The 14914-nt window shown below is 39.2% G+C and carries 12 protein-coding genes; 3 read left to right on the forward strand and 9 right to left on the reverse strand.

Annotation, left to right across the window (positions count from 1 at the left end; all coding sequences use genetic code 11):
* Positions 1-13 precede the first annotated feature (13 nt).
* Entirely contained in the window at positions 14-805 is a 792-nt protein-coding gene (pssA, locus tag HR060_RS15850) for a CDP-diacylglycerol--serine O-phosphatidyltransferase (RefSeq protein WP_174201269.1), read from the forward strand.
* Between the two features lie 368 nt (positions 806-1173).
* On the opposite strand, the gene HR060_RS15855 is transcribed toward pssA, so the two are convergent.
* The 8 genes from HR060_RS15855 to HR060_RS15890 form a co-directional block, all read right to left on the reverse strand.
* Positions 1174-2106, reverse strand: a complete 933-nt coding sequence (locus HR060_RS15855) for a porin (RefSeq protein ID WP_174201270.1) — start codon at positions 2104-2106, stop codon at positions 1174-1176.
* A gap of 251 nt (positions 2107-2357) precedes the next feature.
* Positions 2358-3071: a phosphate signaling complex protein PhoU gene (gene phoU / locus HR060_RS15860; protein WP_174201271.1), complete on the reverse strand. Its 714-nt coding sequence runs from the start codon at positions 3069-3071 to the stop codon at positions 2358-2360.
* A gap of 43 nt (positions 3072-3114) precedes the next feature.
* Positions 3115-3942: a phosphate ABC transporter ATP-binding protein PstB gene (gene pstB / locus HR060_RS15865; RefSeq protein ID WP_174201272.1), complete on the reverse strand. Its 828-nt coding sequence runs from the start codon at positions 3940-3942 to the stop codon at positions 3115-3117.
* 51 nt (positions 3943-3993) lie between these two features.
* Positions 3994-5640, reverse strand: coding sequence for a phosphate ABC transporter permease PstA (gene pstA / locus HR060_RS15870; RefSeq protein WP_174201273.1), 1647 nt, complete (start codon positions 5638-5640; stop codon positions 3994-3996).
* 18 nt (positions 5641-5658) lie between these two features.
* Positions 5659-7890 carry an ABC transporter permease subunit gene (locus tag HR060_RS15875; RefSeq protein ID WP_174201274.1) on the reverse strand — a complete coding sequence of 744 codons (2232 nt, stop codon included), beginning with the start codon at positions 7888-7890 and terminating at the stop codon, positions 5659-5661.
* Positions 7891-8120: 230 nt separating this feature from the next.
* A complete protein-coding gene (locus HR060_RS15880) occupies positions 8121-9389 on the reverse strand; it encodes an inorganic phosphate transporter (protein ID WP_174201275.1) in 1269 nt (422 codons plus the stop codon).
* A gap of 19 nt (positions 9390-9408) precedes the next feature.
* Entirely contained in the window at positions 9409-10086 is a 678-nt protein-coding gene (locus HR060_RS15885) for a TIGR00153 family protein (protein ID WP_174201276.1), read from the reverse strand.
* A gap of 131 nt (positions 10087-10217) precedes the next feature.
* Positions 10218-12173, reverse strand: coding sequence for a methyl-accepting chemotaxis protein (locus HR060_RS15890; protein ID WP_174201277.1), 1956 nt, complete (start codon positions 12171-12173; stop codon positions 10218-10220).
* 119 nt (positions 12174-12292) lie between these two features.
* Here HR060_RS15890 and HR060_RS15895 point away from each other — a divergent pair, with 119 nt between their 5' ends.
* Positions 12293-13060, forward strand: coding sequence for a TatD family hydrolase (locus HR060_RS15895; RefSeq protein WP_174201278.1), 768 nt, complete (start codon positions 12293-12295; stop codon positions 13058-13060).
* A 15-nt stretch (positions 13061-13075) separates the two neighbouring features.
* Here HR060_RS15895 and HR060_RS15900 read toward each other — a convergent pair whose 3' ends face one another.
* The gene (locus HR060_RS15900; RefSeq protein WP_174201279.1) at positions 13076-13591 is read right to left on the reverse strand and encodes an SRPBCC family protein; all 516 of its coding nucleotides are present in this window, start codon (positions 13589-13591) and stop codon (positions 13076-13078) included.
* Between the two features lie 91 nt (positions 13592-13682).
* On the opposite strand from HR060_RS15900, the gene HR060_RS15905 reads away from it, so the two are divergent.
* Complete coding sequence (locus HR060_RS15905; RefSeq protein ID WP_174201280.1) at positions 13683-14753, forward strand: enoyl-CoA hydratase/isomerase family protein; 1071 nt, start codon at positions 13683-13685, stop codon at positions 14751-14753.
* Positions 14754-14914: the final 161 nt, after the last annotated feature.

Below are 14914 nucleotides of genomic sequence, written 5' to 3' on the forward strand. Positions count from 1 at the left end.
TGATAGGGCATTAATGACTGAACAACAAACTCAACCCAGACGCGGTGTGTACTTACTTCCTAACTTATTAACTACCGCAGGTTTATTTAGCGGCTTTTATGCTGTTATAGCGTCAATGAATAATCAATTTGAGAGCGCTGCGATAGCGATCTTTATTGCAATGATTTTTGATGCCCTTGATGGACGTGTTGCACGTGTCACAAACACGCAAAGTGCTTTTGGTGCTGAATATGACAGTATGGCTGATATGGTTTCATTTGGTATTGCACCAGCACTTGTATCTTACAACTGGGCATTAGCGGGCCTAGGTAAACCCGGTTGGCTGGCAGCATTTGTTTTCACTGCCGCAGCAGCGCTTCGTCTCGCTAGGTTTAACACAACGGTAGGTACGGCTGATAAGCGATATTTTCAAGGTTTAGCGAGTCCTGCTGCTGCTGCAATTGTTGCAGGTATGGTATGGCTAGGGGCAGACTATGATATTGAAGGTCAAACGTTCGCCATTTTTGCAGGTTTAATTACGGTTATTTCTGGCCTATTAATGGTGAGTAACTTTAAGTATTCATCTTTTAAAGAAGTCGACTGGAAAGGAAAAGTCCCATTTATCATGATTTTAGCCATGGTATTGGTATTTATTGTGGTGGCGACTGAGCCTGCACTCGTCCTGTTTATGATATTTTGTGGTTATGCGATTTCAGGTCCAATCATGACTTTTCGCTCAGAGAAAGATATTCGCTTAGAGCACATTGTTGGTGAGGCCGATGATCATCATGTCGAGCCTGGTGAAGAAAAGAAAAAATCGGATTAATCGATTCAAGTTTTATCTACACACATGAGTTATTTTAAATAACGTTGAAAAGCCCGCTTGTGAGCGGGCTTTTTTGTGGCCACTTAACTGAACTAAACAATATGCATAAGAGCTCACTATAAAGCTTGAACGAATGAAGTATTGCTGGTGATGGGTATCGAGCACTTGTTCTAACCTAGCGGTCAGTAGGTATTATCTTTACCTGTTTTTTAGCAAAACTCTTCTTTAACTATGGTTTATTAGCAAAGATATAACCTAATCAACTTGCACGGTAGCGGGTCGATAGATACCGGCTAATCCGGTTTGAATACACATAAAAAAACCAGCCATTAGGCTGGTTTTTATTAACTAAGTAAGATTAATTGATTTTAGAACTTGTGCTCAAAACCAAGTGAGAAATAGCTCTCATCTTCACCGTCGTCGTCATTATCGATTGATGTGCCCCAAAGGAATACTTTAGTCATTTTACCAAGTTTGTAATCTGCACCTAAAGTTGCTGATGTTTTTTCGAAATCAGCCACATCGTATTCAGCTGTTTGAACTTGAGCTTTCAACTTAAGTTTACCGATTGGGTATGATGCACTAACCATCACACCAGAAATCTCTTCATCGCCTTCAGCTTCTTCAGACTGTTGAACCATACCACCAAGGGTTAAGTTACCTAATTTACCTTGTAGTGACGCACGTACTGAGTCATAACCTTTAACATCGCTATCTGCTGCTACAGCAGCAAAAAACTTTGATTTTTTAAGCTTTTTGTCACCGTACATCGCAGCGATTGAAACACCATCTTGACCTCCTTCTTCACCTTCAGCGATATAGGTCGCTGACACTTTTAAACCGCCAAAAGAAGGCGTAGTGTAGTTCACACTATCCGTTAAACGATTTTCACCTTTCCAAAGGGCTTTAACATCGCCTTCGTAGTCTGAGAATAAATCAATTTTACCTTGAGCTAGTTTGAAAGGAGTATCGCTTCGACCTAAGAAAACAGAACCAAAACCACCTTTAAGACCAACAAATTGGTTACGAGCAGTGAGGTTATCTTCTTTGTCATCGATGTTAACCTGCATTTCGAATTTATAGAATGCAGTTAAACCATCTTCTAGTTTGTACTCACCTTTAACACCTAGGCGAGATGCATAGCTTTCTACGTCAGTGTAGCTGTCGTTTCCTTCATCGGAAACTTGGAATCCTACGTTGGCTTTACCATAGATAGTTAAAAGTTTATCTTGCTGCTGGGCAAAAGCCGAAGTTGACAATAATGCTGAAACAGCTAAAGCGATTGGGGTTAACTTTTTCATGGAACAAGTCCTATAAGTTGTAGTGATTAAATGTATTTATTAAACGAGTTTGTCTAGCGCACCCGTGTTACCAATTGACGGCTATTTTATGAAGGGTAGATGACACTTATATTACAGGTGACATATTTTTGTCTTTTTATTGTAATTATTCTGTAACTGAGCGCCTGGCTTGAAAATAAAACGCCACTGAACACCCCTACATAGCGCAAAGTATAGGTGTTCAGCGGCAAGTTAATGTTTTGAAATTGTAACTATTTTTTTGTTGCTAACGTCTTTTCAATTTCTTCTCTACTCGTATGGCGGATGTCCTTACCTTTAATTAAGTAGATAACGTGCTCACAAATGTTTTGGCAACGATCGCCAATGCGCTCTAATGAACGCGTCGCCCATAGCACTTCAATAACCTTAGGAATAGAACGTGGGTCTTCCATCATATATGTCATTAATTGACGTGTTACGGCTTCATATATTTTATCGACTTGCTTATCCAGTTTATAAACTTCGTAAGCAGCGTCTGCGTCCATGCGAGCAAATGCATCTAAAACTTGGTTAAGCATCGCGAGTACTTGCTTACCCATGTGTTCTAAATCAACTAGGAACTGAGTTTGATCTCCTGCAAACTTATCACGCGCCGCTTTAACAATACGGCAAGATTCATCACCTATACGCTCTAAATCGGCAATGATTTTTGCAATAGCCAGTACCAAGCGCAAATCTATTGCTGCCGGTTGGCGCTTTGCGATAATGCGCGTGCACTCTAAATCAATATTCATTTCATATTGATTCACTTTGTAGTCGTTAGCGATAACGGTGTCTGCAAGGTCACGATCAAAGCCGTTAAGTGCTTCCATAGATAGCCTTAACTGCTCTTCAACTAAACCACCCATATCAAGTACGTGACTGAGTACTTGTTCAAGTTCTTCGTTGAATTGACCCGAAATATGTTTATTTAAGTGTAATTCCATACTGTATGCCCTTGTGATGTTCTTTTTCTACTGTTGTTAGCGATTAACCGTAACGACCTGTGATGTAATCTTCCGTTTTTTTGGTCGAAGGAGCAGTAAATAATTGGTTTGTGTCAGAGTACTCGATTAACTCACCCATGAACATAAACGCGGCATAGTTTGAAACACGCGCTGCCTGTTGCATGTTGTGAGTAACGATAACTACAGTATAGGTCTCTTTTAACTCGTTGATTAACTCTTCGATTGTTAAAGTTGAAATTGGGTCAAGTGCAGACGTTGGTTCATCGAGTAAAAGTACTTTGGGTTCGATAGCAATTGCACGTGCAATAACAAGACGTTGTTGCTGACCACCAGATAAGCCAAACGCACTGTCGTTTAGGCGGTCTTTAACTTCATCCCATAACGCAGCCTTACGAAGTGATTTTTCAACCACTTCATCTAAATAACGCTTATCGTTAATACCTTGAATACGCAGACCATAAACTACATTCTCGTAAATTGATTTAGGGAATGGGTTAGGGCGCTGGAATACCATACCAACGTTTTGACGAAGTGATGCGACATCAACATCTTTATCAAAGATATTTTTACCTTCTAACTCAATTGAGCCATCAACACGACAAATATCAACTAAGTCATTCATGCGGTTGATACAACGTAATAAAGTTGATTTACCACAACCTGAAGGGCCGATAAATGCAGTTACTTTGCCTTTTGGGATCTTCATGTTGATATCAAATAAAGCCTGCTTGTTACCGTAAAACAAGTTTAGGTTTTTCATTTCTAGCGCTGTTTGCTCTGCAGTTAACTGGCTAGGGTCTGTCACTTGATTAGCACTAACTGATGATACTTCTGGGTTAACTGAAATCATTACAATACCTATAAAATTTTAAATTCTGTTCACTTAAAGTTGCTTGATCTATTAATGTTCAAGTGACTTAAACTTTTCACGTAAATGGTTACGGATACCGATAGCGGTAATGTTAAGCGCGACGATTACACTGACTAGTAAGAATGCTGTAGCGTAAACAAGTGGTCGAGCTGCTTCAACGTTAGGACTTTGGAAACCAACATCATAAATATGGAAACCTAAGTGCATAAATTTACGATCTAAATGTATGAATGGGAAATTACCGTCAAGAGGCAAGGTTGGTGCCATCTTAACTACACCGACTAACATCAGCGGAGCTACTTCACCTGCTGCACGAGCAACCGCTAAAATTAAACCTGTCATAATTGCAGGGCTTGCCATTGGAATAATGATTCGCCATAAGGTTTCTGCTTTTGTTGCACCTAATGCCAAACTACCTTGACGGATAGAAGATGGAATTCGTGATAAACCTTCTTCTGTTGAAACGATCACCACTGGTAAGGTTAAAATGGCTAATGTTAGAGCAGACCAAATAACACCTGGTGTACCAAATGTTGGGCTAGGCGATGCTTCTGGATAGAAAAGTTCATCAATACTGCCACCAAGCATGTAAACGAAGAAACCTAAACCAAATACACCATATACAATACTCGGTACACCGGCTAAGTTGATAACAGCAATACGAATAACCTTAGTTACTGCATTTTTCGCTGCATATTCGTGTAGGTAAATAGCTGCGATAACACCAAACGGCGTAACGATAACAGCCATTAACATAACCATGAATACCGTACCGAAAATAGCTGGGAATACGCCGCCTTCAGTGTTTGCTTCACGTGGGTCATCAGTAATGAACTTTGATACTTGAATTAAGAAGCGACCCGCTTTTGTGATAAACGACATATCATTCGGGAACGTTACATCTAACACTTGCGATAGTGGGATGCGAACTTGCTCACCACGCATATCTTTAACAATTACGAAGTCACGTTCTGCTAACTTTCTTAAATTGAATAATTCTTTTTCAAGTTCTAAGTAGTTTGCTTTTAACTCTTTGCGCTCTTGGTTAAACGCGGCTGAGTCTTCTGGCGTGAGCTTTTCTTTTAGCTCTAATGCTCTTTCTTCTAAACGGATGCGCTCTAAGCGGTAGTTGATTGAGCCGATAGGACCATTTTGTAAATCTAGCGCTTCTTCATTGAAGTTTACTGCACGCTCAATTAACTCTTCTAACTGTTCGTTACTAGGATTATCAATGGTTTTACCATCTTCGATAATCTGTGAAACGAAACCGTAGAAGTTACCGTTTTTAGAACGTTCAAACACGGCGACACCAGAAGGTTTTGTCTGTGTTTGAATGTCTGTGCGTAAGATCCAACGGAAGTCTAAGTCTACATACTCACGGTTACCCGTTTTGATCAGTAAACGTTCGATCTCTTCGCCTTTAAAGCCTTTTGTATCAACGCCTGCTTGGATTAAGCGGGTTGTTGGTACATATTCGCGATCGTAAACTTCACCGATAACAACCGCATTTTGACCATTTTGCTGAACATCAAATTGATGGATAGCTGATGGCCAGAAAAAGCTTAATCCGCGCCATGCAATCAGTAATAAAAGACCGATTACTGATATTAAACTGATACTCACCGCACCTGCAGTCATCCAGATCCAAGGAGAGCCTGATTTAAACCAACTTTTCATTTTTTAATCTCCTAAAACCTAAAGTGAGCTATATTTTTCACGTAGGCGCTGACGAACGAATTCGGCCACAGTGTTGAAAACAAAAGTGAATATAAACAGTACAAAGGCTGCTAAGAAGAGAATTCGATAGTGGCTTGAGCCCACTTCTGATTCTGGCATTTCTACCGCGATATTTGCCGCTAACGTACGCATACCTTGGAAAATTGACCAATCCATAATTGGCGTATTACCTGTGGCCATAAGTACGATCATTGTCTCACCAACTGCGCGGCCTAGACCCATCATCACAGCAGAGAAAATACCAGGACTTGCCGTTAATAACACAACGCGCACGAGTGTTTGCCATTGGCTTGCACCTAAGGCTAAAGAGCCTTGAGATAAGTGTTTTGGTACCGAGAATACTGCATCTTCAGTAATGGAGAAGATAGTAGGAATGACGGCAAAGCCCATCGCAATACCAACAACGAATGAGTTACGTTGGTCAAAGTCAATGCCTAAGCTATCCGTGATATATAAACGCATATCACCACCGAAGTAAGCTGATTCGATCACTGGACTGAACTCAAAGCTGAAGTAACCAACAGCTAAAATGACAGGGATAAGAATCAAGCAGTCATAACCTTCAGGTAAGCTATTTTTGATTTTGGCCGGTAAGCTATGCCATGCAAATGCTGTTAACAAGATAAACACTGGAACCGCTAGCATGAGCACAACGACACCAGGCAGGTTTTCTTCAATAATGGGTGCTAACCATAAACCTGCTAAGAAACCTAGGATAACAGTTGGCAGGGCTTCCATGACTTCAACGGTAGGCTTAACTACACTTCGAACAGAAGATGGCATGAAGTAAGCGGTGTAAATAGCGGCAGCTAAACCAATTGGAATAGAGAATAGCATTGCATAAGCTGCTGCTTTGATCGTACCGAAACTAATTGGCACTAAGCTAAATTTAGATTCGAAATCATCACTGGCTGAAGTTGATTGCCAAATATAGTCAGGCTCAGGGTAACCTTCGTACCAAACTTCTTGCCATAAACCAGACCAAGTCACTTCAGGGTGCTTGTTCTTGATTCGGATTAATTCAAAGCCTTTATCCGTTTCAAGTAGTGCTGCATTTGAGCGAGGTGCAATGGCGAAGTTGTTTACTGCATTTTCTGTCACGACTTCATCAAAAAGGTAAGCTTCACTGGTTGTGTGGTATACACCTAAACGACCGTTCTGCGATGTTGCAAAAAACGTTTTTCTGTAGAACTCTGAGAATAAGCCATTGATTTGCTTGTTATCTGTAACAAACTCTCTTGCTTTAATTAACTCAGGTCCTTTTTCACCATTGATTTCAAACCATTGGCTCATGATACCTTGGTCATTAGCAAGCATGATTGAGTTAGCACCAGATAATAATGTCGAAGCGACAACTTTTTCATCAGCCTTAGCAACTGATACTTGATACTTAACTTCAACTTCTTCTATATCGCGAATATCAATGATATTTAATTGCTTAGATTGAACGACAAACGCTCTAGATAAATCAGGAGAGATATGAAGTGCTTGAATGTCTGAGCCTAAACCATCTAATTCAACGGTTTCTGATTGCCATTCAATTTCATCTGTCATGAAGTTTTCTTCAGCGACCCAATATTGATACTTAACGCCTGAAGCCGTGCTGAATAAAAAGCCCGCACCTTCTTCTGAAACTGAGAAAGCTAAGTGTTCAATCGCTTCACCCGCTTCATCTAATGTGATGGTTTCTTCACCAAGTGGGTAAGTAATTCTAGGTTCAGTAAATCGCTTATCATTGGGGAATGATATTTTGAATTTAGGCTGAACTACAAACGCTTCACCATTACTTAAACCATAAGCAAATAAACCTTGGTGAGGTGATGATTTAGCGAAAGTACTGACACTATCCAACTTATCAAATGTTTTATTGAGAATGGTTTGACCTAATTTACCCTCAACTAAGCTGAAATATTCCAAGCTAGGTTGGTCAGTAAAACGGTAACCAATTTCAACGTGTTCATCGAGGCCTAGTGCGTAATTGTGCTGTTGACCAGCTACACTTATTTTCGATTCGTGGCTTACTTCTACATCTTCAAAAATAGGGTAGACGACATAAAGTAAGTAGAAAAAGATCATTAATAGAGCAGCTAAAACCATTAAACCACCGGCTGAAACACCGTATTTGGCTACTTGGTCTTTAACCTTTCTGATCCTGTCATTTTTGTTTGGGAGTGTAAGGTGCTGAGACATCTTAAACCTTGAGCTAATTATAATCGCGTTCAGTATATGATGTTTTTATGACAGTAATGTTACACGTGGTTAAAAGTGCTGAACTTTAATAAGGCGGGGTGATTTGGTTTAGTTATTGTTTTATAAATGATTTTTCGTATAAAAGTCAAGTTTTAATCGAAAAGGGCAGGAAATAAAAAAGGCCAGACAATCTGGCCTTTCTGTAATCTTTCTGTCAACTAACTGTAGCTTTACAGTAGCGCTGCTGATAACGCGAAGTAAGCGAGGATTGAAAGACCTGCACCAATAGGTAGTGTAACAACCCAAGATACGACGATGTTTCGTACTACGCCTAAGTTAAGTGCCGCGATACCGCGAGCTAAACCTACACCCAAAACTGCACCAACTAAAGTTTGTGTAGTAGAGATAGGTAAGCCTGTACCTGATGCAATAACCACTGTCGAAGCTGCGGCTAACTCTGCAGCAAAGCCACGACTAGGTGTTAAGTGAGTAATACCTTTACCAATTGTTGCCATAACGCGGTGTCCGAAAAGGGCAAGACCTGCAACAATACCAAAACCACCAAGTGGTAATATCCACCATGCTAGCTCGGCTTTTGCACCGATTTGACCATCGTTTTCTACCACGCTTACTACAGCTGCTAATGGACCGATAGCGTTAGCAACATCGTTTGAACCGTGCGCAAATGCCATACAACAAGCCGTTACAACCATTAAGATTGCGAAGATTTTTTCAACGTTGTTGAACTGCATTTCTTTATCTGCTTCTGGATCAATTTTAACTTTGCTAACAAAATAACTACCTAGAAGGCCGATAAATACGGCGATACACACCGCCCACATGTAACCTTCAAATGTTGATAATTGAATATCAGAAACGTGTTTTAAGCCTTTTTTGATTGTTACAAGCGATAATACAAAGCCTGCAAATGCCATGTATAAAGGTACATAACGTTTCGCATTTTTGATTGGGTTGTCAGTGTTGAATATAAATTTCTGCGCACTCATGAAGATGATATATGCCAAAACACCCGATAGTAATGGCGTAACAATCCAGCTACCAACAATACCTGTTACTTTGCCCCAGTTAACTGCATCGGCACCTGCGCTGATTACAGCAAAACCGATAATAGCACCGATAATTGAGTGAGTTGTTGATACTGGCCAGCCCATGTAAGATGCAACGGCTAACCATGTACCCGCAGCGACAAGTGCTGAAATCATACCTATAACAAAGACTTCCGGCATATTTATAAATGGTGCAGAGTCTATGATACCTTTACGTATAGTAGATGTAACTTCACCACCTGCTAAATAAGCACCAGCGAATTCGAAAATCATTGCGATGATAATCGCTTGTTTGATTGTTAAGGCTTTTGAACCAACTGATGTACCCATGGCATTGGCAACGTCGTTTGCACCAATACCCCAAGCCATAAAAAAGCCTACAATAGCGGCAAATGCTATCAGCATTACGCCATAGGTTGATAAAATATCCATAGCAAAAAAAACTCTTGTTTTAACGAGCTAATAATAACTCTAATCGACTACCTACTGATTCAGCTTTGTCAGCTAATTCACCTACCCATTCGATTACGCTGTATAGGAAGATCGCATCAATTGGGTTTAGTTCGTGCTCTATTTGATGAAGTTGTTTACGAATTGTGATTTGTAATCTATCCGTATCTTCTTCGATTGCGGCAAGTTGATGAATGATTTTTTCTACAAAATCAACTTCGCGACCTCGGAAGCCAGTTTCAAGCAGTTCATCTAACTCGTGAATTGCTTTAGCTGCATGTTTAACTGCGTCAATAGAACGTGTGACGTAGGCGGTAAAATCCTGTTGAAGTGAAGAAGGGATGTTTAGTTCACGACCAATAATGCGTCCTGCAATATCTTTGGCTTTATTAGCGATCTTATCTTGTTGTGTTAAGAGCTCTAATAAATCGGTTCGCTCAATAGGCAAGAATAAGCCTTTGGGAAGATTAATGCGAATGCTTTGCTTTTGCTTGTCAGCCTCTCGCTCCGTATCAGAAATTTGTTGTCTTAATTGTTCAGCCTTTTCCCAATTCTTTTGGTAAACAGCCTCAAAAAAAGGTAACAACAATTCGCTGGCCTTGAGAACAGTATCAATATGTTGCTCAAGAGGTTTAAATGGTGATTTAGCAAAAACACCCAGTATTGAATTACTAGACATAAAACAGCCTATTTTCTCGTTAGTTATTTTGCAGCGCGGATTCTACACGAATGAAACCACAGGTCTACATGCATATTAGAATAAAAAACGAACTTTACGACTAAAGGATATAAAACCTGCTAAAAAAGGCCCTATGTTGCTCCTAATGTCGTTAAAATTTGCGAAGTTTGCTGTTTAGTTGTAAAGCTTATCTGAGAAGCCTTTAACTGAGTTTCTTTTGCAAGTTCAATGGCTTGTTGAATCGATTTATCAAAATCACCTAGGTGCTGAACTTGGTGTTTCGCATTATGTACACTTTGCGTCGCAGCACTGGCCGAACTTTGTGCTTTTATACGCACTGACTCTGCATTTTGTGATAATTCAACCGCAACTTGCTCTTGTGAGTAGGATAAGCGCTTAATATTTTCAACTTGATTGTTCAAATCAGAAGAGCTCGATTTTAAACCTTCTAAAATTGAACTAATGTCGGTAAGTGACGCCTGCGTACTTTGTGAAAGGTTCCTCACTTCATCTGCGACCACCGCAAAACCTCGACCATGTTCGCCTGCTCGCGCCGCTTCAATTGCGGCATTTAATGCCAGTAAATTCGTCTGGCCGGCAATACTACCAATGGTTTCTACTATCGTTGTGGCATTTTCAACAGAGGATAATAATTCTTCTATAGCGACTTGACTGGCATCGATACTTTTTACAATGTCTTGAGTTTGCGATAACACGTCATTAATCTTTTGATTGGTATCTAATATTGATGTTTCAGTCTGTTCTGCATTTGTCTGCACACTGTCAGATCCGCTGTAGACTTCATCTGCTAGCTGAGTGAGCATTTTGGTTGTATCTGCTGTGCCTTCAAATTCAGACAAAATAGAATGGGTCGCATCTTCTATTGACTCTATCTCTTTCACTAAACCGCCTAAAGACGAAGACGCGACAGAGATTTTTTGATTTTTTTGCTCTTGTTCGTTTGATAATTTATCGACAAGTTGGTTAAAGAGTCTAAATACATCGTTGATCTCAGATTTATCACTGCTCAACTTTACTTTCGTTAATACGCCAGTATTGACGAGCTCTTTAAAGCGACTCTGCAACTTAGCAATTCTTTTAACGACGAGTTGGTACTGAAAGTAAAAAATACCCACCCCAATAATTGTCAGCGATAGAGCTGCTGCGTATAAAAATTGACTAGTCGTTGATGAAACGCGATCAACATCAGCTTTTAAGTTTTGTTCTATATCAATAAAACTTTGCTGAAATTCATTAACTTGTTTACTGAGCTGATTAGCCGTGCGCAAGGTGGATTGTATGCCAGCAATGGTATTATTTATTTCCTTGTTGTATCGATTAACCAGGCTCAGTAACTCATCTACGATGATTTGACCTTTCTCTTCTGCTTCAGCTTCGTCGTCGAAAAACAATTCATCTTCGTCCTCGTCTGTTTGTTCAAGTATGCCAAATCTATCCATAGCAGCGAGCTGATGAGTACTTTGCGTTAGCTCGTCTATTTTCTGGTTAAGTAATGTTGAATCTTGCTCGCCTTGAGAAAGTTTTATAAAAAAACGTTCCCGCTGATTACTGAGCTCATTTAAACCACTAGATATGGACTGTAAAGCTTGAGAATGTTGGTAAATAACCTCAATCGATTTATTTAAATTCTGAGCTTCATATAAGTAGGCTGCATATTGCTCAATGCTGGCCTGAATATTAGATTCATTATTTTGAATCAGTGCCTGCGCATTTTTGCCGAGCTTATTGCCAGAGGTTAATATAAGAGAAAGAAGTTGGTTTAAGTTATCAAGCTGTCTAATCGAATCGGCAAATATTAGGTTTTCATCTTGAGCTTCAAGCGAGCGTTTAATTTCTAAAAGCGTTTTACTGGCTTGGTTCAGTGATAAAGTATCACCCGTCTGAAAGTAAGTGTTGACTGATTTGACAAAACCTTGGGATATTTGGTTTTTACTGATTTGGTATTGGTGGAACTGCTCTTGTGTTGAAGTTTGCTTTTCACTTGACCAAGAAACAATGATAAATAGGAGTATTGCGAGTACACATATGACGCCAGAAGATAAAAAAGAGAAGTTTGAAATTTTCATATATGCTGCAACTACAAGCCTGAAATTTCGCCCAAACTAACCCTGGTATGTTGCAAATTTATTGCAAAAATAAATGCTTTATTAATATATGTAATAAAAGCGTAATTTGTTAGATTCTTATGCATATTGATAGTCATTGCCACTTAGATTTCAACTGCTTTGATGAGCAGCGTGAACATGTCATAACCAATGCTCGAAAATTAAATATCACCGATTTTGTTGTACCTGGCACACGATTTAGCACCTGGAATAATGTGCTTAAGTTATCTTTGCAGTATCCGAGTATTCATATTGCACTGGGTTTACATCCTTATTTCGTTAATGAACATACCGAAGAGCAAGCAGAACAAGTATCAACTTATATTGCCACTTATCAAAAGGCTGTAGCTGTGGGTGAGATTGGTTTGGACTACAGCCTTTGTGAATCAACCTGGCTTAAACAAAAAAAACTGTTTGATATTCAATTATCTCAAGCAAAAAAATGTAAGTTACCTGTGATCCTTCATCATCGAAAAACACTCGATACCATGGCAAAACATATAAGAATGGCTAACTTTCTACATGGTGGGGTTGTTCATGCATTCTCTGGCAGTTATCAGCAAGCTAAACAATATTTAGACTTAGGTTTTAAGATTGGGGTAGGGGGAACAATAACTTACCCCAGAGCGCAAAAAACAAGAAAGGTGATTGCGAATTTACCGCTTGACTGCTTAGTTTTAGAAACAGACTCACCTGATATGCCTGTTATGGGAAAACAAGGTGAAATCAATACACCTATAAATTTGCTTAAGGTATTTGAGTCACTATCTGAGATAAGAAAAGAGCCTGCAATTGAAATAGAGCAAGCTTGTTATCAGAACACTAAGCAAGTATTCAATTTAGCTTGAGCCTAATATTTGTTATCACTCGACTAACTCTTTTAAATTTATTAGGCTTTTTTCAAAGGTTGGACCTAACATACCATCCATCATCATTGCTACGTATGGACCAATAACAGGTGTCGTCACTTGACCAGACATTTGCCAAGAAACAATGGTAGCTTGATCAGCGAGTGAATAGTGAATACCTGCTTTTGCGGTAGTACTACTATCGAATACAAGATCGTAATCGACGCCATAAAAATCGTCTGTTCGAGTAAATGTTAAACTACCAGTACCACTTTTACTGCTCCATCTCTGCTCTGCACCCACACCTTCAGATTTTAGAACGTTAATCTGCATATCTGGTTCTAGGTCTTGCCAGATTGTCCATTTATGCCATCTATCTAAGTTCCCTACATATATATGTATTTCATCTGCAGGCGCATTAATCTTAATTTGTCTTTCTACTTTATAGTCATCGGGTAAATACAAGCCAAAGGCTACAAAAAAAAGAACAGCACCAGAAACTAAATAAGAAAGGTATTTAATAATTGTCATGTAAAAAGGTGAAAATTGAATTAACGTTTAACGTCGAAGTCTATCGATAAATAATGAAAAAAAACAGCATTAACGCAAAAAGGCGATTCAGATGAGTAAAGTATTAGTGGATTTAGTTAAAACGGTTAATGACCTATATATATGTAGGATCAGACTTAATGCCCCAAATAAACTCAATGCACAAGATACTGAAATGGTAGATCTGATAAGTTCTGCATTAGTAAATGCCGAGAACGATGACGACGTTGTTTGCGTATATTTAACTTCAACATTAGATAAGTCATTTTGTGCGGGCGGCGATGTGAGCACCTTAGCAAAAGCACAAACTATTCAAAACAACATCGAAGCAAATGTTGTTTGTGAAGAAGCAATAGCGTTTTTTAGCCATGAATATGCACTAATGGCTCAGATGAAGCATTTTACCAAGCCAATCGTCACTTTTGCTCATGGTATCTGTATGGGAGGAGGGCTTGGGCTCGTCAATGCATCGAGTCACCGCATTGTCAGCAGAAACAGTAAAATGGCGATGCCTGAAATAAGTATTGGTTTGATTCCAGATGTGGGTGCGACGAAATTTCTTAACGAGATGCCATCAATTAGCGGGCTTATTTTTGCGTTAACGGCTTATCAAGCTAATGCATCTGAAGCTATTTATTTGAATCTTGCCGACTACTATATACCCGATATTGATGCTGAGCAGTTGTTGGATCGATTAAAAATGATTAAATGGCATGCCATTGAGGATTGTAAAACGATACTTGATAACACGCTTAGTGAACTATCAATGCAATGTGATGACTACCTTAATAGTAAGCTCTATCAATATGCTGAAGAAGGTAAAGATATTGATTTTAAGCAAATGGCTTACAAAGAATTAACAGATAAGCTAAAACCTTATCTAGAGACAAATGAAGCATATATCTACGGCAGTAAATTAAGTGCAGGTTTGATTATAAAACAACTGACACATTTTACCGGTGAAATAAGTATTGAAGATGCTTTAACGCTTGAGAAGAATTTAGTAAACCGAATCCTGATGAAAGGAGATTTTACAGAAGGCGTCAGAGCGTTATTAATTGATAAAGACAAAGCACCTGACTGGCAGTACAAATCAATAGAAGATGTCAAAGAATCAGGACTCGCTTCATATTTTAAAGATTAATATGCAAAAGTAAGTAAATGTAATACTAGGTTAATGGCTGTAGGTCATTAAGTCAGTGCTTTGTATGGTTTTTAGTCAAAAATCAAAAAGATCATATTTTTATTAAAAAACTTCAAAAAAAGCGTTGACGGGTGAAGTTAGATCTCTATAATGCGCCCCCA

The sequence above is a fragment of the Marinifaba aquimaris genome (assembly GCF_013328345.1).
GTDB classification, from domain to species: domain Bacteria; phylum Pseudomonadota; class Gammaproteobacteria; order Enterobacterales; family Alteromonadaceae; genus Marinifaba; species Marinifaba aquimaris.